Annotated in this window: 19 protein-coding genes; 7 read left to right on the forward strand and 12 right to left on the reverse strand. The window is 63.1% G+C overall.

The window, feature by feature from the left end:
- Positions 1-25: 25 nt before the first annotated feature.
- From miaA to TRP66_RS13965, 5 genes are read right to left on the reverse strand one after another with little or no spacing between them, the layout of a single operon-like run.
- On the reverse strand, positions 26-997 hold the full coding sequence (miaA, locus tag TRP66_RS13945) for a tRNA (adenosine(37)-N6)-dimethylallyltransferase MiaA (protein WP_333403615.1): 972 nt from the start codon (positions 995-997) through the stop codon (positions 26-28).
- Positions 998-2,899 (reverse strand): DNA mismatch repair endonuclease MutL, encoded by a 1,902-nt coding sequence (gene mutL / locus TRP66_RS13950; RefSeq protein ID WP_333403835.1) that lies wholly within the window; start codon positions 2,897-2,899, stop codon positions 998-1,000.
- Positions 2,900-2,943: 44 nt separating this feature from the next.
- Positions 2,944-4,374 carry an N-acetylmuramoyl-L-alanine amidase gene (locus tag TRP66_RS13955; RefSeq protein WP_333403617.1) on the reverse strand — a complete coding sequence of 477 codons (1,431 nt, stop codon included), beginning with the start codon at positions 4,372-4,374 and terminating at the stop codon, positions 2,944-2,946.
- Between the two features lie 2 nt (positions 4,375-4,376).
- A complete protein-coding gene (gene tsaE, locus TRP66_RS13960; RefSeq protein ID WP_333403619.1) occupies positions 4,377-4,847 on the reverse strand; it encodes a tRNA (adenosine(37)-N6)-threonylcarbamoyltransferase complex ATPase subunit type 1 TsaE in 471 nt (156 codons plus the stop codon).
- Positions 4,835-6,331: an NAD(P)H-hydrate dehydratase gene (locus TRP66_RS13965; protein ID WP_333403621.1), complete on the reverse strand. Its 1,497-nt coding sequence runs from the start codon at positions 6,329-6,331 to the stop codon at positions 4,835-4,837. The genes tsaE and TRP66_RS13965 overlap by 13 nt, the downstream gene beginning before the upstream one ends.
- A 63-nt stretch (positions 6,332-6,394) precedes the next feature.
- On the opposite strand from TRP66_RS13965, the gene queG reads away from it, so the two are divergent.
- A complete protein-coding gene (gene queG, locus TRP66_RS13970) occupies positions 6,395-7,480 on the forward strand; it encodes a tRNA epoxyqueuosine(34) reductase QueG (RefSeq protein WP_333403623.1) in 1,086 nt (361 codons plus the stop codon).
- Positions 7,481-7,546: 66 nt separating this feature from the next.
- On the opposite strand, the gene TRP66_RS13975 is transcribed toward queG, so the two are convergent.
- Both TRP66_RS13975 and orn read right to left on the reverse strand, forming a co-directional pair.
- Positions 7,547-8,158 carry a trimeric intracellular cation channel family protein gene (locus tag TRP66_RS13975; RefSeq protein WP_333403625.1) on the reverse strand — a complete coding sequence of 204 codons (612 nt, stop codon included), beginning with the start codon at positions 8,156-8,158 and terminating at the stop codon, positions 7,547-7,549.
- A gap of 77 nt (positions 8,159-8,235) precedes the next feature.
- Positions 8,236-8,769: an oligoribonuclease gene (orn, locus tag TRP66_RS13980; protein WP_333403627.1), complete on the reverse strand. Its 534-nt coding sequence runs from the start codon at positions 8,767-8,769 to the stop codon at positions 8,236-8,238.
- Positions 8,770-8,877: 108 nt separating this feature from the next.
- Between orn and rsgA the strand changes: the two genes are divergently transcribed.
- Positions 8,878-9,909, forward strand: a complete 1,032-nt coding sequence (gene rsgA, locus TRP66_RS13985; RefSeq protein WP_333403629.1) for a small ribosomal subunit biogenesis GTPase RsgA — start codon at positions 8,878-8,880, stop codon at positions 9,907-9,909.
- Positions 9,910-9,979: 70 nt separating this feature from the next.
- Here rsgA and motB read toward each other — a convergent pair whose 3' ends face one another.
- Both motB and motA read right to left on the reverse strand, forming a co-directional pair.
- A complete protein-coding gene (gene motB, locus TRP66_RS13990) occupies positions 9,980-11,002 on the reverse strand; it encodes a flagellar motor protein MotB (protein ID WP_333403631.1) in 1,023 nt (340 codons plus the stop codon).
- A 3-nt stretch (positions 11,003-11,005) separates the two neighbouring features.
- A complete protein-coding gene (gene motA / locus TRP66_RS13995; protein WP_333403633.1) occupies positions 11,006-11,857 on the reverse strand; it encodes a flagellar motor stator protein MotA in 852 nt (283 codons plus the stop codon).
- 207 nt (positions 11,858-12,064) lie between these two features.
- On the opposite strand from motA, the gene TRP66_RS14000 reads away from it, so the two are divergent.
- From TRP66_RS14000 to TRP66_RS14015, 4 genes are all read left to right on the forward strand, one after another.
- Positions 12,065-13,591 carry an HDOD domain-containing protein gene (locus TRP66_RS14000; protein WP_333403635.1) on the forward strand — a complete coding sequence of 509 codons (1,527 nt, stop codon included), beginning with the start codon at positions 12,065-12,067 and terminating at the stop codon, positions 13,589-13,591.
- A gap of 45 nt (positions 13,592-13,636) precedes the next feature.
- On the forward strand, positions 13,637-14,452 hold the full coding sequence (locus TRP66_RS14005; RefSeq protein WP_333403637.1) for a rhodanese-like domain-containing protein: 816 nt from the start codon (positions 13,637-13,639) through the stop codon (positions 14,450-14,452).
- Between the two features lie 63 nt (positions 14,453-14,515).
- Positions 14,516-15,412: an archaetidylserine decarboxylase gene (asd, locus tag TRP66_RS14010; protein WP_333403639.1), complete on the forward strand. Its 897-nt coding sequence runs from the start codon at positions 14,516-14,518 to the stop codon at positions 15,410-15,412.
- 144 nt (positions 15,413-15,556) lie between these two features.
- A complete protein-coding gene (locus tag TRP66_RS14015) occupies positions 15,557-17,335 on the forward strand; it encodes a molecular chaperone (RefSeq protein ID WP_333403641.1) in 1,779 nt (592 codons plus the stop codon).
- Positions 17,336-17,385: 50 nt separating this feature from the next.
- Here the strand turns inward: TRP66_RS14015 and serB are convergent, their stop codons facing one another.
- The gene (gene serB / locus TRP66_RS14020) at positions 17,386-18,600 is read right to left on the reverse strand and encodes a phosphoserine phosphatase SerB (protein WP_333403643.1); all 1,215 of its coding nucleotides are present in this window, start codon (positions 18,598-18,600) and stop codon (positions 17,386-17,388) included.
- 130 nt (positions 18,601-18,730) lie between these two features.
- On the opposite strand from serB, the gene TRP66_RS14025 reads away from it, so the two are divergent.
- Positions 18,731-20,263: a histidine kinase gene (locus TRP66_RS14025; protein ID WP_333403645.1), complete on the forward strand. Its 1,533-nt coding sequence runs from the start codon at positions 18,731-18,733 to the stop codon at positions 20,261-20,263.
- A gap of 137 nt (positions 20,264-20,400) precedes the next feature.
- On the opposite strand, the gene TRP66_RS14030 is transcribed toward TRP66_RS14025, so the two are convergent.
- Both TRP66_RS14030 and parC read right to left on the reverse strand, forming a co-directional pair.
- The gene (locus TRP66_RS14030) at positions 20,401-21,096 is read right to left on the reverse strand and encodes a PqiC family protein (RefSeq protein WP_333403647.1); all 696 of its coding nucleotides are present in this window, start codon (positions 21,094-21,096) and stop codon (positions 20,401-20,403) included.
- Between the two features lie 178 nt (positions 21,097-21,274).
- Positions 21,275-23,536 (reverse strand): DNA topoisomerase IV subunit A, encoded by a 2,262-nt coding sequence (parC, locus tag TRP66_RS14035; RefSeq protein WP_333403649.1) that lies wholly within the window; start codon positions 23,534-23,536, stop codon positions 21,275-21,277.
- Positions 23,537-23,541 lie beyond the last annotated feature (5 nt).

Consider the following 23,541-nt stretch of genomic DNA (forward strand, 5'->3'; position numbering starts at 1 on the left):
AAGGATAGACGGCTATTGCAAGGACTCAGCCCAATATGGAGGCCGATCCCAGGTATTTCAAGGAGCGTGGCAGATTGTCGCAAGCCAGGCTGTCCAGCCAGTGCAGATTTTCCCAGCCGCGAAGCCAGGTGAATTGCCGCTTTGCCAGCTGGCGCGTCGCTATGATGCCGCGCTCCTGCATTTCGTCCCGTGTCAGTTTTCCATCCAGGTGATCCCAGACCTGGCGATAACCGACAGCTCTTATCGACGGCAGACCGGTATGCAGGTCGCCTCGTGAGCGCAATGCCAGTACTTCGTCCAGAAACCCCTGATCCAGCATTTGCATAAAACGTAGCGCGATTCGGTCGTGCAGCACCTTGCGGTCCGCCGGAGCGATGGCAAGGCTGGCGACAGTATAGGGCAATTGGTGACGCCCCGATGCCGCCGCTGCGTGACTTTGCGCAGTTTGTTGCTCGCGATGTGCGGTCATGCTCATCCCGCTGACCAGAAACACCTCCAATGCCCGTACCAGACGCTGCGGGTCATTGGGATGAATACGCGCCGCGGACACCGGGTCCACAGCTGCAAGCCGGTCATGCAGCGCCTGCCAGCCATGCGCCCGGGCATCTGCTTCGAGCTGTGCCCTGACATCGGCGTCGGCGGCCGGCATATCGGCGAGCCCGTCCAATAGAGCCTTGAAATACAACATAGTGCCGCCGACCAGCAAAGGAATATTTCCCCGGGCCGTGATCTCGGCCATGGCCGTCAGCGCGTCGCTGCGGAAATCGGCCGCGGAGTAGCTTTGCGACGGGTCCAGAATGTCGATCAGCCGGTGCGGAAATTCGGCCAGCTGCGCCTTGGACGGCTTGGCGGTGCCAATATCCATGTCCCGGTAGACCAGCGCCGAGTCGACGCTGATCAGCTCGCAGGGCAGGACTTTGGTCAGCTCGATGGCGAGGTCGGTCTTGCCCGCGGCGGTTGGCCCCATGAGAAAGATGGCCGGAGGTAACGCATTCATTCAACGACCGCGCAGGAAGAGTTTGTCGAGATCATCCAGACCCATCTGGGTCCAGGTCGGGCGTCCATGGTTGCACTGGCCGCTGCGCTCGGTGTTTTCCATGTCGCGCAGCAATGCATTCATTTCAGGGATTGCCAGGCGGCGATTGGCGCGGATGGCACCGTGGCAGGCCATGGTGCCCAGCAGCTCGTTCATGTGCGCCTGCACCCGGTCGCTGGTGCCGTACTCCATGAGATCGGCCAGCACGTCGCCCACCAGCCGATTGGCTTCGGCCTGTTTGAGCAGCGCGGGAATCTGGCGGATCGCCAGGGTTTCCGGGCCCAGACGCTGAAGCTCGAAGCCCAGGCGCTGGAACGTCGCCATGTGCTCTTCGGCGCAATCGGCTTCGCGCTGGCTGACCGCCAGAGATTCAGGCACCAGCAGCGGCTGGCCGCTCAGGCCTTCGCTGGCCATGGCGATCTTCAATCGTTCGTACATGATCCGCTCGTGGGCGGCGTGCATGTCCACCAGCACCAGCCCGTGAGCATTCTCGGCCAGGATGTAGATACCCTTGAGCTGCGCCAGCGCATAGCCCAGCGGCGGAACGTCGCTGTTCGACTCGGGCAGCGCGGCGGAGGCATTGCCCGGCAGCGGCGCGAAAAACTCGCGGTAGGCGCTCTGCGCCTCGGCGGCCGGCAGGCTGCTGGTCGGCCGCGGCGTGTACTGATACTGATAGCCCGAGCCACCACCGGAAGCCGGTTGCGCGTAAGGCTGAGACAGCGGCTGGCTTAATGAAGGCTCAAGCAAATTGTCCGCCAGGCGCATTTCCCCCTGAGGGCCGAACTCGCCAGCCATCGGACCGGTCGGGCGTGGTGCCACCGCAACCGGCGCACTCGCCAGTTGATCTTCGGGGCGCACATCGCCCAGCGCGCGGTGCAAGGTGCCGTACAGGAAGTCATGCACCATGCGCCCGTCGCGGAAACGGACTTCATGCTTGGTCGGGTGGACGTTGACGTCGACCGCCGCCGGATCGACCTCGAAAAACAGCGCGAAGGTCGGATGCCGGCCGTTGAACAGCACGTCGCGATAAGCCTGACGCACCGCGTGGGCCACCAGCTTGTCGCGGACCGCCCGGCCGTTGACGAAGAAATATTGCAGGTCCGCCTGGCTGCGCGAGAACGTCGGCAGACCGACCCAGCCCCACAGGTGCAGGCCGTTGCGTTCGATTTCGATCGGCAGCGCCTGCTCCAGGAAGCCCGGCCCGCAGATGGCCGATACCCGGCGCGCTCTGGCCGTATCGTCCAGCGCTTCGTGCAGGCTCAGGATGGTCTTGCCGTTGTGGCGCAGATGGAAGGCGACGTCGAAACGCGCCAGCGCCATGCGCTTGATGACTTCCTGAAGATGATCGAACTCGGTCTTCTCGGACTTGAGAAACTTGCGCCGGGCCGGGGTGTTGAAGAACAGGTCGCGCACTTCCACCGAGGTGCCGACCGGATGCGCCGCGGGCTGCACGCGCGCGTCCATGTCTCGGCCTTCGGTCTCGACCTGCCAGGCCTTGTCGGCGCCGCGGGTGCGCGAGGTCAGGGTCAAGCGGGCGACCGAGCTGATCGACGCCAGGGCTTCGCCACGGAACCCCAGACTCATGACCCGCTCCAGGTCTTCCAGATCACGGATCTTGCTGGTGGCATGCCGGGCCAGCGCCAGCGGCAGGTCGTCCGCCGAGATGCCGCTGCCGTCGTCACGCACCTTGAGCAGCTTGATACCTGCCTGCTCGACATCGATATCGATACGACGCGCACCGGAGTCGAGACTGTTTTCCAGCAGTTCCTTGATGACCGAAGCCGGTCGCTCGACCACTTCGCCCGCCGCGATCTGGTTGGCCAGCCTCGGGCTGAGCAACTCGATTCGGGCCGCGTTCAGCACGGTTTGCGCGGTATCGGCCCCGATGCCGTCCAGAAGCAGATCGGTCATGGCTGGGTCGCGACCTCCGCGCTGGGAATCCGCAGATCCTGGCCGATGCGCAGTTCGTCCGACTTGAGATTGTTGGCATTGCGCAGGGTGGCGACGCTCATGTCATAGCGCGCCGCGACCATCGCCAGGGTTTCGCCCGAGCGCACGACATGATTGCGCGGGCCTTGGGCGAGCTTGCCGTTATCCCGCAACCAGGCGATGTAGGTGCCCTGCGGCGGATTCTGCTGGAAAAACTGCCTGACACCCGAGCTGATCGAGCGGGCCAGCGCCTGCTGGTGCGAAGCGGTCTGCAGCTTGTTGGCTTCGTTGGCGTTGGAGATGAAGCCGGTTTCCACCAGGATCGAAGGAATGTCCGGCGATTTGAGCACCATGAACCCGGCCTGCTCGACGCGCGACTTGTGCAGCGGCGTGACGCGCCCGATGTTGCTCAGCACTTTCTGGCCCACGTTCAGGCTCGACGACAGCGACGCGGTCATCGACAGATCAAGCAATACGCCGGCCAGCATTCTGTCCTTGTCATCCAGGCTGACCGCGCCGGCACCACCGATCAGGTCGGAACGGTTTTCACTGTCCGCCAGCCAGCGCGCGGTTTCTGAGGTCGCACCACGGTCGGACAAGGCGAACACCGAGGCGCCGAACGCGGCTTTGGACGGAGCCGCGTCCGCATGGATCGAGACGAACAGGTCAGCGCCCTTGGCACGGGCGATCTCGGTACGCTTGCGCAGCGGAATGAAGTAATCGCCGGTCCGGGTCAGCTCGGCGCGATAGCCTTTCTCGCCATTGATCTGCCGTTGCAGCTCCTTGGCGATGGACAGAACCACGTTCTTTTCCTGCTGGCCGCGACCGCCGGAAGCGCCGGGGTCTTCGCCGCCGTGGCCGGCGTCGATCACCACCACGATGTCGCGCTTGCCATTGGGCACCGGGACCAGCTTGATTTCCGGCTTGGCCGGACTGACCGGCACCGCCGGAGCGGTCGTGGCCGCGGTCTGTGGCACCGATGGCGTCGGGTTGGCGTCGGCCGCATTGTCGAAGAGGTCGACCACCAGTCGATTGCCATACTGCTGGTTGGGCGCCAGGGTGAAGCTCTTCGGTGTTACGACCTTCTTGAGGTCGATGACGACCCGCAGGTCCTGCGGAGTGCGCTGCGCCGAACGCATGGCAGTGATCGGCGTGTTGGCGGTGGACACGTCGAGTGACCCGCCCAATGTCGCACCATTGATGTCGATGACCAGACGATCCGGCGCGGTCAGGGTGAAGACGCTGTGCTGGACCGGCCCCGTGAGGTCGAATACCAGCCGCGTGTTATCCGGAGCACGCCACAGGCGGACACTTTTTACTTGCGTAGCGGCCAGCGCTTCGACAGCCAGGGACGACAGCAGCAGCCCCACTACAGTGACCAGCGCGCGCATGCGCATACCAAACCCCATATCTATTTGAATTCCAGTGCCAGAGCGGCACACCAGCTTTCGCCGCGCGAGCCTTGCGGGCTCAGCGTTACACGGCGACCTTGCCCGAGCGGGCTAATGGTAATGGTCAGGTCGGGCTTTGGCAAAAAGCCCGCGCCACGCTGGGGCCATTCGATCAGGCACAGTGCATGGCCGTCGAAATAATCCCGCACCCCCATGAACTCCAGTTCTTCAGGATCGACCAGACGATACAGGTCGAAGTGAAACGCCCGGATCGAGCCGATTTCGTAAGGTTCCACCAGGGTGAAGGTCGGACTTTTCACCGCGCCCTCATGCCCCAGGCCACGAATGAGACCTCGGGACAGTGTAGTCTTGCCCGCCCCGAGGTCGCCTTCGAGAAATATCACGCCCACTCCGGCGGTGACCTGCGCCACGCGCGAGCCAAAGCGGGTCATTGCCTCTTCGCCGACAATGTCGAGCGTTAAATCAGACACGGTTGTTGCTCCTCAAGTAACTGACGAATGGCCGGAATGACATCGCTGGCAGCCAGCCCGCGACCCTGTACACCGACCTGACGGCCTGCGCTGGCGTGTAGCCACACCCCGAGGCAGGCAGCGTCGAACGCGGACATGTGCTGCGACATCAGCGCGCCGATGAGACCGGCCAGCACGTCGCCGAGCCCCGCCGTTGCCATCGCCGGGTGACCACGATCGCAGACCGCCAGCCGGCCTCCAGCGTCGGCGATCAGGCTACCGGTGCCCTTGAGCACGCAGACCGCTCCGAATTTGCGCGCCAGGGCGTGGGCCGCGGCCGGCCGGTCCGCTTGAATCTCTTTGGTGCTCACACCCAGAAGCCGTGCCGCCTCGCCCGGATGCGGGGTGATAACACTGTTCTTCGGCAGGCTGACGCGGCCGCTTGAGAGCTGATTGAGCGCATCGGCATCCCAGACTTGCGGACGCTCGGCGTTGGCCGCCGCCGACAGCAGGGCGCGGCCCCAGCTTTTCTGGCCGAGACCGGGGCCGACCACCAGCACGCTGGCTTGCTCGATCAGCGCCATCATCTGGTTGGCCGAGCTGATCCCCGCGCTCATGATTTCCGGCATGCGCACCAGCGCCGCTGGAACGTGTTCAGGTCGGGTCGACAGCGTGACCATGCCTGCGCCGCTGCGCAAGGCGCTTTCGGCACTGAGCATCGAGGCGCCGCCGAAACCGAGGTCGCCGCCGATCACCAGCACCCGTCCATACATGCCCTTGTGCGCGGTCAGTGGCCGAGGCTGGAGACGGGGCAGACTTGTCGTGTCGAGACGCGAGGCGCTGACCGGCGTGGCCACGACCAGAGCCGGATCGGCCTGCAGGTCGTCGAACACCAACTGCCCGATACGATCGGCCGCCTCGCCGGTCATCAAGCCAAGCTTCAGCCCGATATAGGTCACGGTCAGCTCGGCGCGCACCGCCTCGCCCAGCACATGACCGGTGTCGGCACAGAGGCCAGAGGGGATATCCACCGCCGCCACCGGGCGACCGCAGGCATTGATCGCCTTGATCGCGTCGAGATACGGCTCGCGCACCTCGCCTTTCAGACCGGTGCCCAGCAAGGCGTCCAGCACAACTCCGGCCAGCGGCTGGCCGGACCATGCCTGGATGTCGACCCCCGCCGCCTGCGCTTCATTGCACGCGGTGGCCGCATCACCTTGCAGCGCGCCGCCATCGCCGACCGCGAACACCCGCACGTGCCAGCCCGCCTTGTGTGCCAGCGCCGCGATCAGGTAGCCGTCACCGGCATTGTTGCCGCGACCGGCCAGCACCGTCAGAACGCCAGCCACGGGCCAGCGGCGACGAATCGCGCGCCAGGTGGCGTGGGCAGCACGCTGCATCAGGGTAAAGCCGGGCGTGCCCGCTGCGATCAAGCGGGCATCGAGGTCGCGGACTTGCGAGGCACTGTACAGCGCGTCGGGTAAATCAGGTTTGGTGTCGAACATGCGTTCACAGGCTCCGATGTCTGGCAGAATTATACGCACCTTGGTCCCGGTTTCTCTCTGCGCATGTCCGCCATTACTGCTGAACTCCCCACTCGTGAAGATCTCGACACCCTTGCGCAGTCCGTCAAGGCGTGGGGCCGTGAGCTGGGGTTTCAACAGGTCGGCATCGCCGGGCTGGATCTGGCGGAACACGAGCAGCATCTGCAACGCTGGCTGGACGCGGGCTTTCACGGCGAAATGGACTATATGGCAGCCCATGGCAGCAAACGTTCCCATCCCGACGAACTGGTGCCTGGAACCGTGCGGGTGATTTCCCTGCGCATGGACTATCTGCCCGGCGACACCGAAATGACCCAGCGCCTGGCCGAGCCGGAAAAAGCCTACGTGTCGCGCTATGCACTGGGCCGCGACTACCACAAGCTGGTGCGCAAGCGTCTGCAGCAACTGGCCGAGCGTATCCAGCAGGCCATCGGCCCGTTCGGCTTCCGCGCCTTCGTCGACAGTGCCCCGGTACTGGAAAAAGCCATCGCCGAACAGGCCGGGCTGGGCTGGATCGGCAAGAACACCCTGGTGCTCAATCGCAAGGCCGGGAGCTTTTTCTTTCTTGGCGAACTGTTCGTGGACATCCCGCTGCCGGTCGACCCGCCCCACGCCAGCGAGCACTGCGGACGCTGTTCGGCCTGTCTGGACGTCTGCCCGACCAACGCCTTCGTCGGCCCTTACGTGCTGGACGCCCGACGCTGCATTTCATACCTGACCATCGAGCTGAAGACCGCGATTCCCGAGGAACTGCGGCCCTTGATCGGCAACCGGGTGTTCGGCTGCGATGATTGTCAGATCGTCTGCCCATGGAACCGCTTTGCCCGCCCCACTGAACAAGGCGATTTCCAGCCTCGTCACAACCTGGACAACGCGGGACTGGCCGAGCTGTTCATGTGGGACGAAGAGAAATTTCTCGCTAGCACCGAAGGCTCACCGCTACGCCGCGCCGGTTATGAACGCTGGCTGCGGAACCTGGCCGTCGGACTGGGCAACGCGCCATCCACCATTCCCGTGATCGAAGCGCTGGAAGCGCGGCGCGATTATCCATCGGAGATGGTTCGCGAGCATGTGGAGTGGGCGTTGAAACAACACGGCAGACTCCAGTAGGAGCCAGCTTGCTGGCGATGAACGTTGACACATATCGCCAGCAAGCTGGCTCCTACAGGGTGTGGATTAATGTTCATCCTTGTAGACGAACTTGGGCATTTCCCATTTGAAGCGGATCGCCAGCAGGCGCAGCAGCAGGCCGCCGAACAGGGTGATCAGGATCGCCTGTTCGGAAGACAGTTCCAGATAACCGCAGAGCAGGAAACACCACGCTGCCAGAAAGGACACGCTGGCATACAGCTCGCGGCGGAAGATCAGCGGGATGTCGTTGCAGAAGATATCCCGCAGAATGCCGCCGAAGACTCCAGTGATCACGCCGGAAACCGAAGCGATCAGCAGACCGTGTCCGGCGTCGAGGGCGGTCATGCAGCCGATCAGCGTAAAAGCCACCAGCCCAAGGGCGTCGAGCACCAGAAACAGCGAGCGCAGGTGGCGCATCCAGGGCGCGATGAAGATGGTTACCAGCGCGGCGACACTGGTCAGTACCAGATATTCCGGATGCTTGACCCAAGTCAGCGGGTAATGTCCCAGCAGCACGTCACGCACCGAACCGCCGCCCAATGCCGTGACGCAGGCGATGAGCACCACGCCGAACCAGTCCATCCCGCGTCGCCCGGCCGACAGCGCGCCGGTCATGGCTTCGGCGGTAATGGCGATCAGATAAAGCATCAACAGCATGGCGGCATCCCTGCGGCAAAAGGCGCGCAGTCTAACCAGCGGCAGAGCGCACCGAAAGGGTGCGCATTGCAATCACATCACTTGATGAAGTGCTCGCGATAGAAACGCAGCTCGGCGATGGACTCACGAATGTCGTCCAGCGCCAGGTGCGTGCTGCCTTTCTTGAACTTGAGTTCCGGCGACCAGCGCGCGGCCAGTTCCTTGAGGGTCGAGACGTCGAGGTTGCGATAGTGAAAGTAGTTTTCCAGCGTCGGCATATGGCGATACAGGAAGCGGCGGTCCTGGCAGATGCTGTTGCCGCAGATCGGCGAGCTGCGCTCGGGCACCCACTGCTTGATGAACGCCAGGGTCTGCGCCTCCGCCTCAGCCATGTCGATGGTGCTTTCGCGCACGCGCTGGGTCAGGCCCGAGCCGCCGTGCTGGCGAGTATTCCATTCGTCCATGCCGGCGAGGATTTCGTCGCTCTGATGCACGGCAATGACCGGGCCTTCGGCCAGGGTGTTGAGTTCGCTGTCAGTGATGATCGTGGCCATCTCGATGATGACATCGGTGTCCGGGTCCAGTCCGGTCATTTCCAGATCGATCCAAATCAGGTTTTGCTTGCTCTGCATGTGACGACTCCTCAACGTAGGCGCGCAGTTTAGCTCACCCTGCCATGCTAGACTCCGCCCGATTCACAGTAGTGCTCTATTCATCGGTTTCATAAAGTCGGAACACCCATGGCCAAACGCCAACTCAATCGTCGTCAGAACTGGCGCATCGAAAAGATCCAGGGAGAGCGCGCCGCGCGTGCCGCCAAGCGTGAATCGATCGCGCTGGAAACACTGGAGGGCGGTGACCTCGGCCCGGAACAGACCGGACTGGTAATCGCCCACTTCGGCGTGCAGGTGGAAGTCGAAGCCCAGGAAGGCGAACTCGCCGGTCAGGTTTTTCGCTGCCACCTGCGCGCCAACCTGCCGGCGCTGGTGACCGGCGACCGAGTGGTCTGGCGTGCCGGCAACCAAGGCATCGGCGTAATCGTCGCGCAGTTGCCCCGCTCGACCGAGCTGTGCCGCCCCGACACCCGCGGGCAGCTCAAACCCGTGGCAGCCAACGTCGACTTGATCGTGATTGTCTTCGCGCCCATGCCTGAACCGCATGCCAACCTGATCGACCGCTATCTGGTCGCCGCCGAGCACGCGGAGATTCACCCGCTGCTGTTGCTCAACAAGGCGGACCTGATCGATGAGCAGAATGCACCGGCGCTCAACGCACTGCTGGAGGTCTACCGGACGCTGGGTTACCCGGTCCTGGAGGTTTCCGCGCACCACGGCGATGGCATGCAGCAGTTGCAGGCGCAACTGGACGGGCGGATCAGTGTGTTCGTCGGACAATCGGGGGTCGGCAAGTCGTCGCTGGTCAACAGCCTGCTGCCTGAAGTCGGAACGCGGGTCGGACCGCTGTCGGAGTTTTCCGGACAAGGCACTCACACCACGACTACCGCCCGCCTGTTCCACTTCCCGCGTGGCGGCGACCTGATCGATTCGCCGGGTATCCGCGAGTTCGGCCTGGGGCATGTCAGCCGCGCCGATGTGGAAGCCGGATTCATCGAGTTCACCGACCTGCTGGGCACCTGCCGCTTTCGCGACTGCAAGCACGATCGCGAGCCGGGCTGTGCGCTGCTCAAGGCGCTGGAAGATGGCCGTATCCAGCAGCAGCGGATGAATAGCTATAGATCGATCATTGCCAGCTTGCCGCAGGACAGTTACTGACCTATCGCCAGCAAGCTGGCTCCTACAGTCGCCGTAGGAGCCAGCTTGCTGGCGATAGGTAATGCGCAGCTCAATTCTGCGCCGGCTCCACCCGCAACGTGCCCTGCTCGAAGATATTCAGCTTTTGCCGGATTTCATGCGGCTGGGCATAGGCCTGCGGGTCGACCGGGGCCGGCGCCGCCGACGCACCTGGCGCGGCGGGCGTTGCAGGCGCGGCCGGTGCGGGCTGGGGCGCCGCGCCGGAGTTCTGGTCGCCCTCGATACGTTGCTGGGCCTTTTTGGTCAGCACCACGATATCGATCCGGCGGTTGATTGGGTTGTACGGATTCTCCCGGTCATACAGCGCCGAAGAGGCATAACCCACCACCCGAGCGACCTGCTCGTCCGGATAGCTGCCCGCCACCAGCGCACGGCGTGCGGCGTTGGCGCGGTTGGACGAAAGCTCCCAGTTACCGAAACCGCCGTTACCCACGAACGGTGTCGCGTCGGTATGACCGCTGACGCTGATCTTGTTCGGCACGCTCTTGATGGTGTCCGCCATCGCCAGCAGTATGTCTTCGAAGTACGGCTTGAGACGCGCACTGCCGACGTCGAACATCGGGCGGTTGTCGGCGTCCATGATCTGGATCCGCAATCCGTCCTGGGTGATCTCGAACAGAATCTGGTCCTTGAACTTCTGCAGCTGCGGGTTTTCCTCGACCTTGTTCTGCAGTTCCTGGAGCAACATTTCCAGGCGTTCCTGCTCGACCTGCTCGGCCTTGCTCTCGGAGGATTCCGGCTCCATCGGCACGGTGTCCGGTGAAGGCGTGGTCTTGACCTCGGGGTTGAGCGTCTGGTTCGGCGACATCTCGGGCGAACCACCCAGGTCGATGACGTAGGGCGAGCCGCTGTCCGAGAAGCCGACCGGGTCCTTGAAGTACCCGGCAACGGCTATCAATTGTTCGGGGGTGGCGGACGACATCAGCCACAACACCAGGAAGAACGCCATCATCGCAGTCGCGAAGTCGGCGAAGGCGATTTTCCAGGCGCCGCCGTGATGTCCGCCGCCGAAGCGCTTGACGCGCTTGACGATTATGGGCTGATTATTTTCCATGACTTAGCGACCGCGAACCGCTTGCTCCAGCTCGCTGAAGCTGGGGCGATGCAAGGGGTACAAGACTTTGCGACCGAACTCGACGGCCAGCGATGGCGGCATGCCGGAAGCCGAAGCCACCAGGGACGCCTTGATGCATTCGTAGACGTTCATTTCTTCCTTGGCGTCGTGCGCCAGGGAAGTCGCCAGGGGACCGAAGAAACCGTAGGCCGCGAGAATACCGAAGAAGGTACCGACCAGTGCCGCGCCCACGTGCATGCCGATCGCAGCCTTGTCGCCGGAACCCAGCGACGCCATGGTCACCACGATACCCAGTACCGCCGCCACGATACCGAAGCCGGGCATACCGTCGGCGATGCCAGTGATGGCGTGGGACGGATGCTCGAGCTCTTCTTTCATGCTCAGCAGTTCCATGTCGAACAGGCCTTCAAGCTCGTGAGGCGCCATGTTGCCGGACGACATGATGCGCAGGTAATCGCAGATGTACGCGGTCATGCGTTCGTCTTTGAGCACGCCGGGGTACTTGGCGAAAATCGGGCTGGACGCCGGCTCCTCGATGTCACCCTCGATCGCCATCATGCCTTCGCGACGGCTCTTGTTGAGGATCTCGTACACCAGGCCCAGCACTTCCAGGTAGTAGGCGTGGGTGAAGCGCGTCCCGAACATCTTCAGCGATTTCTTGAAGACGTGCATGGTCATGTGGCCAGGGTTGGCCTGCAGGAAAGCACCCAGCGCCGCACCACCGATGATCAAGACTTCATAGGGCTGGAACAGCGCCATGAGCTTGCCGTGGGAAAGTACGTATCCGCCAAGCACGCTCGCGATGACGACAATGATGCCGATAATTTTAGCCATGAGAAAAAATACTTTACTGAGTCGGGTTCAAGGGCATTTGCGCAGTGCGTGAAACTCTTGTTCCCCTTATCGGCCTAACCGGGCGAGACTATAGTGAGTTATTGCGAAAAACCGGACATACCCTCGAACGAGGGGTTGCGGACAGGCGTTGGGCAATCGACACTCGTCGCCTGGACTGCCCAGAAAACCTGCCTGAAAGGCCCCCGAATGCCGACAGCTCATTCAGCACATCCCACGACGATCGACGCCTGGATCAGGCATCTGGACGGCATCGCCCTGCCGGTACCGGCGGCGAGTCACAACCGGGTCAGGGCCGCGCTGGGTGACAGCCGCCGTTCGATGCGTGAAATTGCCGACATGATGCAGGACAGCCCGGCCCTGGTGCTGAGCGTGTTGCGCGAGGCCAATCATCATTCCCATGGGATCACCGAGCCGGCCGAAAGCCTGGAAATCGCCATCAATCGCCTGGGGCTGGCGCGCACCGAGGTGTTGCTGGGGCGACTGCCAGCCAAGGCGCCGCAGGACATTCCCGCTGCATTCCGGCAACTGGTGCTGGTCAGCCAACATGCCACGCAGCAAGCCAACGGCCTGTTCGCCAGCCGTCTGGCACGCCTGTGGCAGGACATCCATCTGGGCAGCCTGCTGTTTCTGGCGCCGCTCTGGCCGATGGCCCTGGCATACCCGAAACTGCTCGAAGAACTGGAATTGCGCGTAATCCACAAGGGCCATTCCAGCCAGCAGGTCGAGCGCCAGCTGTTCGGCGTGGACCTGCTGGAGCTGTGCCTCAAGCTGGCCGAGCATTGGCGACTGCCGATCTGGGTTACACGCGGCTACAAGTTGCTGCTGGGAGAACGGCGCGATCTGGTGAAGGTGCTGCGCATTTCCCGGGAAGATCACAGCCCGCTGCATCAGCAGCAACTCATGGATGCCGACCCGCACTTGCGCCGCTGGCTCAATCAGCCCGCCAACACAGTGCTGCTGGGCAATGCCCTGGCACTGGCGGCGCAGCAATCCTGGAGCAGTCCGCATTGCCTACGCTGGCAACGCCTGACCAGCCTTTATCTGCAACAGCCGCTGGACGAAATCCAGCAGCAGGTCCACCAGAACGCCGCGAGCAGCGGGCGACTGCATGCCGAAGCCGATCTCTGGCATCCCGCCGAGGCGCTGCTCTGGCCATGGGACGCGCACCGCGTGAAGCGCGACAATGAGCCTGCGGATCCGCCCAGCGCCGACAACCTGGCGCAATGGCGCAAACAGTGCGCGGAATTGCTCAGCGATCCAACCCCCTTCATCAATGCGATGCACCTGACCACCGCCGCGCGGGATGCCCTCGTGGCGTGCGGCATGCAGCGCGTGCTGCTGCTGATGGTGGACAAGACCGGGACCGTCCTGCGCGTGCATCAGCACGCCGGGTTGCCGGGCGAAGCCGGGGCCTTGCAGCTTTCGATCAAGGACAGCACCGTTCTGCAGCGCCTGCTGGCCCAGCCGACGCAACTGCGCCTGACGCCGGCCAACCACGGTCAGTTCGCGGCGCTGTTGCCTGCGTACATCACCGGCCTGTTCACCGGTCGCCATTCTCTGATCCGCTCCCTGAGCAGCAACGGCCGGGTGCCGATGCTGGTGATCGCCGATCAGGGCGGCGGCGCGTTGTCGGAAGTTTCCGTTCAGGCATTCGGAAAAACCGCGCAATGCATTGAAAGGGCGTTAGGCATCTTTAGTCAGCGCAAAGCCTGAGGGCTCGCGTACAATTCGCATCTTTGTCTGAATCGGAGGCCGCATATGTCGGTTTTCAACGGGTTGCCGTTGGTCATCGAGCCCAACGATTTGCTTGAGCGCCTCGACGCCCCGCAACTGATTCTCGTGGACCTGACCAGTCAGGCCCGATACGACGCTGGACATATCCCGGGCGCGCGCTTCGTCGATCCGAAGCGCACCCAACTGGGCCAGCCGCCGGCGCCCGGCCTGCTGCCGACCCAAGGCAACCTGGAGCAACTGTTCGGTGAGCTGGGCCACAACCCCGATGCGGTGTATGTCGTGTATGACGATGAAGGCGGCGGCTGGGCCGGGCGCTTCATCTGGCTGCTCGACGTGATCGGTCACACCCGCTATCACTACCTCGACGGCGGCCTGCTTGCCTGGGAAGGGCATTCGCTGCCGCTGTCGACCGAAGTCCCCGCTGCCTCCACCGCGCCGGTTTCCTTGAAGATTCATGACGAGCCCACCGCCACCCGCGAGTATCTGCAAAGCCGACTCGGCGCCGCGGACCTGGCGATCTGGGACGCGCGCGGGCCGACTGAATACTCGGGTGCGAAAGTCCTGGCGGCCAGGGGCGGCCACGTTCCGGGGGCGATCAATTTCGAGTGGACCGCGGGCATGGACCCGGCTCACTACCTGCGCATCCGCCGCGACATTCCCCAGACCCTCGAACATCTGGGCATCACGCCGGACAAGGAAATCATCACCCACTGCCAGACCCACCACCGCTCGGGCTTCACCTACCTGGTGGCCAAGGCGCTGGGCTATCCGCGCGTGAAAGCCTATGCCGGGTCCTGGGGCGAGTGGGGCAATCACCCGGACACGCCAGTCGACCAATGAAGGCTGCCTGATGCCCCACGGCTTCGGCAGTGTCAGTACTCTTATCAAGTTTCGGGAATTTAAATGAAAGATCGTTTGTTCATCCTCATGCAATACGTCTTGCCCCACCACCTGCTGTCGCGCCTGGCCGGCTGCGTGGCCGAGTGCCGGGTGACCTGGTTCAAGAATGCGTTCACCGCCTGGTTCGCGCGCCGCTTCGAAGTCGACATGACCCAGGCCCAGGTCGAGGACCTGACCGCCTACGAAAACTTCAACGCGTTCTTCACCCGCGCCCTCAAGCCGGATGCGCGTCCGTTGTCGACCGAGCCGGGCGCCATCCTGTCGCCAGCCGACGGCAAGATCAGCCAGCTGGGCACCATCGAGCACGGCCGTATCTTCCAGGCCAAGGGCCACAGCTTCAGCGTACTGGAACTGCTCGGCGGCGACCCGAAGCTGTCCGCGCCTTTCATGGGCGGCGAATTCGCCACCGTCTACCTGTCGCCTCAGGACTACCATCGCGTGCACATGCCGCTTGCCGGCACCCTGCGCGAGATGGTCTACGTGCCGGGCCGTATCTTCTCGGTCAACAAAGTCACCGCCGAGAACGTTCCCGAGCTGTTCGCGCGTAACGAGCGGGTCGTCTGCCTGTTCGATACCGAGCGTGGCCCGATGGCGATGGTACTGGTCGGCGCGATGATCGTGGCGTCGGTCGAAACGGTCTGGGCCGGGCTGGTCACGCCGCCCAAGCGCGAACTGAAAACCTTCCGCTACGACGAAGCCGCCCGCGCGCCGATCCATCTTGAGAAAGGCGCCGAGATGGGCCGTTTCAAGCTCGGCTCGACCGTGGTCATGCTGTTCGGACCGGAGCAGGTCAAATGGGCCGAAGATCTCAAGGCGCAGTCTGTGGTGGTCATGGGCCAGTCCGTCGCCGCTCCTCATGTCGCCCCGACACCTGCCCCTGTGGAAGTGACTCCGGTTTAAGCCACCGTCCGTCTCTCCCCGTCTCCACGCAGCAGTGGCATAAAGCCACAATTGCTGCGTGGTTGTTTCATAGCTGGTAAAGTCCGCGATCAGCGTCGCACAACGATTTCCTTCTTTACCGACGCGGTGGAGTTTTAGTGTCACATGAGTAATTTAAGCCTCCCGCTGTCGTTGCGCGCGCCCGTGCCGACGCAGTCGAGCCTGACATTCTGTGAAGCCACGCCCCGCGACCTGAAACGCTGGATCTCGACCCTGCCCAAGGCAAACCTTGGTGAGATGGCGCGTTTGCTATACCAGGGCCTCAGCGAACTCAACCAGCTCCTGACGCCGAGCGAGAACCGCTTGCAGATGCTGGAGCTGCTGCGCCCGGAGGTGTACTTCGTCTGCCGACACCTTGAGCGCCACTTTCTGAATCAGGCCATCGTGCTCGATGAGCGCCCGCGCAAGGTCGCCAATCTTTGCCAGGCCCTTCAGAACCATCTGGCGACCGGTTACAAACAGATTGTACAGCGCGTCGCGCCCCGCTACGTCAAGGAGCGCGGGCCGCTGCTGGGCACTGCTATCCAGCGGGCGATGCATGCGCTGAATGGCCCGCTGATACGCGCCAACCAATTGTATTGCCCGGTGCAGGAAGGGCTCTGGCTGGAATTGCACCAGCTTTACCAGATCGCGCGGCAGCACCAGCTCCAGCATGTCGCCGTCAACGAACCGCTGGCGCATCACTCACGTACGCTGACCGCCGAACAGACCTACGTGATCGGGCTGTTGATGGGTTGTTCGCGCTGCAATCAGATGCGCCAGCTGAACATCGGCAAACTGGCCGATGCTCTTGAAGCCTGGTGCTCGCTGGTCAAGGTGCAGACGCCCGCGCAGGCCCACAGCCTGTTCGCTGTGGACCCTGCGGTCGACAAACCGGCGCTGTACCGGACGCTGTTCGCCGACACCCAGCTCGCGCAGATGGTCGGCATCGATCCGCGCCCGCTGGCGGACAGCATCAGTCAGTACCTGGAACTGCCCGCCGAACAACGCGCCAAGTCCGCGTTGCAGGTGCCGCAAGGGGTCAGCACCGACCTGTTGCAGCATCTCGCCGCAGCCTGGGGCGACGTCTCCGAACGCACTTTTCAGAGAACCGCCGGGCACGGCACGCTCAAGCTGTGCATTGGCATGAGCGCGCTGCACTACCACGTGGCGGGGCAAAAATCGTTCAGCGAATTGCTGCAACTGCCCGCCGTGGCGCGAGCTGCGGACTTCAGCCTGAAAATGGCCAGCGACAATGCCGACGATCCCTGGGCCAGCGCCTTCGACACGCAGCGCGGTCAGACGTCTTCGGTTCTGCTGCCCTACGAAGAGATCCAGTATCAGAGCGCGGGCGACAGCGATGCCGCAGGCAATGCCCAGCAAAGCTTCCCGACCTACGAGCTCAATATCGTCAACCACAGCCCCGGCGGTTATTGCCTGGCCTGGCCAAAGGAAGTGCCGTCGCAATTGCAGGCTGGCGAACTGATCGGCATCCAGGACGAAACCGGCCAGGGCTGGAGCATCGCCATCGTGCGCTGGGTACGGCAGGTGCGTAGCGGCGGAACGCAAATGGGCGTCGAACTGATCGCGCCGTTCGCGCAGCCTTGCGGGATGCAATTGATTCGCGAAGAACAGAACAGTCAGTACCTGCGTACGCTGATGCTGCCGGAGGTGCGGGCGATGGACAAACCGCCGACCGTGCTGGCGCCCCGCTTGCCGTTCCAGGAGGGCAGCAACGTACTGCTCAACGTCAGCGGCAAGGAGCGCAAGGCTGCGCTGAGCAACCGCAAGGTCAGCAGCTCCAGCTACAACCAGTTCGAATACACGCTGTACGAGGCGCCCAAGGCGCAACGTGAAACGAGCGGATCGGCAGACGAATTCGATTCGTTGTGGGACTTGCTGTAGCGCTTGAATCGCCACGCCTCCCTGGAAGCGTGGCGGCTTTCACTCCTTGATCAGTGACGGCCTTCGCGGTCACGGAACCCCAGCAGGTACAGCACGCCGTCCAGGCCAAGAGTTGAAATGGCCTGCTTCGCGGACTGCTTCACCAGCGGCTTGGCGCGGAATGCCACGCCCAGGCCCGCGATTGCCAGCATCGGCAGGTCGTTGGCGCCGTCGCCCACCGCGATGGTCTGCTCCAGACTCAGACCTTCCTTGCGCGCCAGCTCTTGCAGCAGATCCGCCTTGCGCTGGGCGTCGACGATAGGCTCTATCGCAACACCGGTCACTTTGCCGTCTTCGACTTCCAATTCGTTGGCGAATACGTAGTCGATGCCCAGCTTCGCCTGCAACTGTCTGGCGAAATAGGTGAAGCCGCCGGACAGGATCGCGGTCTTGTAGCCCAGGCGCTTGAGTTCGGCGAAGAGTGTCTCCGCGCCTTCGGTCAGACGCAGCGAGGCGCCGATTTCATCCAGCACGCTGACATCCAGCCCCTTGAGCAGCGCCAGACGCTCCTTGAAACTGGCGCGGAAATCCAACTCGCCGCGCATCGCACGCTCGGTGATTTCCGACACCTTCTCGCCGACGCCTGCGGCCTTGGCGAGTTCGTCGATCACTTCGGCTTCGATCAGGGTCGAGTCCATGTCGAACACCGCCAGACGACGGTTGCGGCGGAACAGTGAGTCTTCCTGGAACGCGATGTCGACGTTCATTTCCTGGGCAACGCTGAGAAATTCCGCGCGCAGGGCCTTGAGGTCCGCGGGCTCGCCACGCACCGAGAACTCGATGCAGCCTTTGCCTTTGTCCGCAGGCAGATCGAGGGGCATGCGCCCGGAAAGACGGTCGATGCGATCGATGTTGAGCCCGTAGCGCGCGGTGATCGAGCTGACGCACTGCAATTGTTCGGCGGTGACCTTGCGGGTCAGCAGGGTCACGATATGCCGAGCCTTGCCCTGGCCTTCGACCCAGTGCTGGTAATCCTGCTCGGAAACGGTCGTGAAACGTACCTGCTGGTCGAGCTCATGAGCCTTGAACAGGATGTCCTTGAGCACCGCGGCACTGCGGGACGTTTCCGGAATCTCGACCAGAATGCCGAACGACACGGCGTCGTGGATCACAGCCTGACCGATATCGAGAATGTTCACGCCACCTTCGGCGAGCACGCCGGTGATGGCCGCAGTGAGACCGGGACAGTCCGCACCGGTGATGTTGATCAGGACGATTTCGCGCAAGGCGCACCCCCGCAGGTGGAAAAAAACGCATTCTAACCACATTCAATGGCTGTCGGGCACAGCCAGCGCTTTGCCGCCAATAGGTCGGCCGTTATACTGCGCGGCAACTTCACCGAAAGAGCCGTGCTCTGTGAATCGGCCCACGCCCGTCAAATCCGATAATTTCTTCCTGCTGATCTTTCGCGCACTGCGTCACCGCCGTGTTCCGATTGCTTTGCGTATCGCCAGCCACAACGTGATCCTCGTCGCTCTGGCGCTGGTGATCTATGCCGGTGTCATGGGGCTGCAGTTCAAGCAGGCCATGCACGAGCAGGCCGATGCGCTGGGGCAGGCCCTGACCACCCAGACCGCGACTTCCGCGACCGAGCTGCTGGTGTCCAACGACATCCTCAGCCTCAACGTGCTGCTCGGCAATCTGGTCAAGAACCCTTTGGTGGCGCACGCCGCGATCTACAGCGTCGACAATCGCATCCTCGCCGAAGCGGGCCAGCGGCCGAAAAACGGCCTGCTGGGCGAAGCTCAGGGGCTATATGAGATCAAGATCACCTTCCAGGATGTGATGGCGGGTCACCTGCGTATCAGTCTGGACATGTCGCAGTTCCAGCAGCCAATGACCATCAGCCTGCAAAGCATGGGCATTCTGGCGGGGATTCTGCTGGCACTGGCGCTGGCCCTCAGCCTGCGCCTGGGTCGTCACATCTCGACGCCGCTGATGCAGCTGCGCATCTGGCTGCGCGACATCGATCCTTATACTCCGGCCACCGACCGCCAGGACGAAGTCGGCGATCTGGCGCGCCAGCTGCGGACTTCGTTCGCGCCTCCAGTACCGGAACCCGAGCCGGAACCCGAACCCGAATACGTCGAAGACGCGGACGAGGTTTATCTGGACGAGGACGACGCGCCAGCGCCGGCACCTGCGCCGCGCAGCGCGGTCGTTGCCGACAAGCCACGGCTTGCCGCGCCGCCGGTGCAGCGCCGACTGGTTGCCGAGGAAGATGAAGACGACGAGGACGATCCGTTCGCCGACCTGCGCGACGGCGCGGACGCCGCGCCGATGGTGCGCCCCGCGCCCGAACCCGAAGTGCCGGGCGAGCCACAGCCCAGCGCGGTGCTGGCGGTCCAGCTGGGTGCACAGGATCAACTGCGTCGCCTTCCCAAGGCCCGGCTCACCGAGCTGCTGCAACGCTATCGCAACTGCCTGGATCAGGCCGCGTCCTTGTACGAAGGCGAAGTGCATACGCTCAATGACGGCAGCACGCTGATGCTGTTTCATAGCTACGAAAGCGGCGACGACTACCTCACCAATGCCATCTGCTGCGGCGAGCTGTTGCGTGCGCTGAGTCACGCCTTGCAGATCGAAGTCGCCGACAGCGGTATCACGCTGCAACTGCAATTAGGGCTGACGCTGGGCGAGGGCCTTGCCGGTCTGAGCCAGATCGATCTGCTGCTGACCGAAACCGCCCAGGATGCGCTTGCCCTGTCGCAACACAGCCGCAACCTACTGCTGGTGGAGCGCAAGATAAACGATGACGCTCTGATCCGTCAGCGCGCGCGTATCCGCCCCATCGCAAGCCCGGAAGGCGCCTGCTGCGTCGAACGTCTGATGGAGCCCTACCCGTCCATGCTCGAACGCCAACTGGCGCGGATGCATGAGGCGCGGTAGGAGCCAGCTTGCTGGCGATGCGTTCTTCACGCAACGAAAATGCATTGGATGAAAATGCATCGCCAGCAAGCTGGCTCCTACGGGACATTGCGCACAAAAAGCCCGCATTGCTGCGGGCTTTTTTGTGTCTGCTCGGTTTAGAAGCGGAACACTTCCAGATCGGTGCGGATCGGTGAAGCGAGGGGAATCCTTGGTTTTTCCGGCTCTTTGGCGCGAACTACCGGCGCTTTCTTCGGCTCTTCGACCGGCTGCCAGGAGATCGGCTTGACCGCCGCGCTGACCTGTTCAGCCAGGCGCTGGAGCAACATGCCCTGGGCCTTGACCTGATCGGCGGAGCTGCCAGCGTGCACTTGCTCGAGATGAACCAGACGGCTGTCGCGGACATGGCCCTTGCGGTCGAGCAGTCGCCATTGCGCATCAAGGACCGCCGGCTGTTTGGCTCCGGAGTCCAGGCGGGTAATCGACAGCACGATCTGCACGTCAGGTGTGAAATTGGCCACTGCCGGCGCCAGCACCACACGTTGACTGTCGAGCTTCCAGGCCAGCTGGCGCAACAGCAACTGATCGATGTCCGAAGACAGGTTGCCCGCCCAACGACCGTCCGCCGCAGCTGTCAGCGTACCGTCCGGCTGGCGCTGCAGGAACGTCTCGCGCTGCAGGTAATCGGCAACCGAAACGGGACCCAGCAGTACGGCCAGTCCATTGCTCTGCTTAGGCTGTCCTGGCTCGCCGCTGTCGAGCTGATACAGCGCCATCGGCTTGTGCGCAGCGCAGCCGGTCAACCCCAGAACGCCCGTCATCAACAAAACCAGGGGAAGGCGTAGAAAATTCATCGTCCCATCCAGGGTGGCTGCTCCGTGAGGGGCCACAGTATAAATACTTGTAAGACTCATGCAGGCACCGCGCCACGCCTGTGCCTCAAGGCCACATATCATCCGTGAATATTCGTCATGACTCCAGCGATTATGCGTGGTACTTCATGGCATAACGAAATCCACTGGACTTATAGGGTCAATTCACGCCGTTTTCAACCAGCAGCGCATCCACGCGCTGGAATCCGCGCGGCAGTTTATTACCGCGACGGCCACGCTCGCCCTTGTAATGTTCGAGGTCTTCCGGCTTGAGCGACAGGGTCCGTTTGCCCGCTTGCAGCACCAGCGTGGCACCCGGAGACACCACGGCCAGGTCGGTCACGTACTCCTCGCGACTGGCGACGCGCTCACCGGGAATGCCGATGATCTTGTTGCCCTTGCCCTTGCCCAGTTGCGGCAGGTCGCTGATCTTGAACACCAGCAGACGGCCCTCGGTGGTCACCGCGGCCAGCCAGTTGTTGTCGCGATCCGGAACCGGACGCGGCTGAATCACCTTGGCGCCGTTAGGCAGGCTCAACAGCGCCTTGCCGGCCTTGTTCTTGGCTTGCAGGTCCTCGCCCTTGACCACGAAACCGTACCCGGCGTCGGACGCAATCACGTACATCGCATCGTCTTCCGGCAGCAGCACGCACTCGAAGGTTGCGCCCGGCGGCGGTTGCAGCTTGCCGGTGAGCGGCTCGCCCTGCCCGCGTGCGGATGGCAGCGTATGGGCCGCAACCGAATAGCTGCGCCCCGTGGAGTCGATGAAAACCGCGAACTGATTGGAGCGGCCGATGGCCGAGGTCTTGAATCCATCGCCCGCCTTGTAGGAAAGCCCGGTGGCGTCGATGTCATGGCCCTTGGCGCAGCGCACCCAGCCTTTTTCCGACATCACGACGGTCACCGGCTCGGTCGGCATCAGCTCGTTTTCGGACAGCGCCCTGGCTTCGGCGCGCGCCACGATCGGCGAGCGACGGTCATCGCCATAGGTTTCCGCGTCGGCGATCAGCTCGGAGCGGACCAGCTTGCGCAGTTTGCTTTCGCTGCCGAGCAGGGCCAGCAATTTGGCCTGCTCCTTGAGCAGCGCGTCCTGCTCGCTGCGCAGCTTCATTTCTTCCAGCCGCGCCAGCTGTCGCAGACGGGTGTCGAGGATGTAGTCGGCCTGGATTTCCGACAGTTCGAAACGCGCGATCAGCTCGGCCTTCGGGTGCTCGGCGGTGCGGATGATGTGAATGACTTCATCCAGATTCAGGTAAGCCGTCAGCAAGCCTTCCAACAGGTGCAGACGATGCTCGACCTTGTCGAGGCGGAATTGCAGGCGGCGGCGCACTGTACCGATTCGGTAGGTCAGCCACTCGCTGAGCAGTGCCTTGAGATTCTTGAGCTGCGGCTTGCCGTCCAGACCGATGATGTTGATGTTCACCCGATAGCTGGATTCCAGATCGGTCGTGGCGAACAGGTGCTGCATCAGTTCGTCCAGGTCGATCCGGTTGGAGCGCGGGATGATGACGATGCGGCACGGGTTCTCATGATCGGATTCGTCGCGCAGGTCGGCGACCATCGGCAGTTTTTTCGCCTGCATCTGCGCGGCGATCTGCTCGAGCACTTTCGCGCCGGAGACCTGATGAGGCAGCGCGGTGACGACGATGTCACCGTCTTCGACGCGATACACCGCACGCATCCGCACCGAGCCGCGGCCAGTCTCGTAGATCTTCAGCAAGTCGGCACGCGGAGTGACGATCTCCGCCTCGGTCGGGTAATCCGGACCCTGTACGTGCTCGCACAGCTGCTCGATGGTGGCTTTCGGCTCGTCCAGCAGGCGCACACAGGCGCTGGCCACCTCACGCAGGTTGTGCGGCGGCACGTCGGTCGCCATGCCGACGGCGATGCCGGTGGTGCCGTTGAGCAGGATGTTCGGCAAGCGCGCCGGCAACACCGCCGGCTCATCGAGCGTACCGTCGAAGTTCGGCACCCAGTCGGCGGTCCCTTGTCCCAGCTCGCTGAGCAGAACTTCGGAGTACCGCGACAGGCGCGCTTCGGTATAACGCATGGCCGCGAACGACTTGGGATCGTCCGGCGCACCCCAGTTGCCTTGCCCGTCCACCAGCGTGTAGCGGTAGCTGAACGGCTGGGCCATCAGCACCATGGCTTCGTAACAGGCCGAATCGCCGTGGGGATGGAACTTGCCGAGCACGTCGCCGACGGTACGCGCCGATTTCTTGTGCTTGGCGTCGGCGCCCAGGCCCAGTTCGCTCATGGCGTACACGATACGGCGCTGCACAGGCTTGAGGCCGTCGCCGATATGCGGCAGCGCGCGGTCCATGATCACGTACATGGAATAGTTGAGGTAGGCCTGTTCGGTGAAGTCAGCCAGCGAGCGGCGTTCTACGCCGTCCAGGCTGAGGTCAAGGGAGTCGCTCATGCGGG

It is taken from the genome of Pseudomonas sp. JDS28PS106 (assembly GCF_036706555.1).
In the GTDB taxonomy this organism is placed as follows: domain Bacteria; phylum Pseudomonadota; class Gammaproteobacteria; order Pseudomonadales; family Pseudomonadaceae; genus Aquipseudomonas.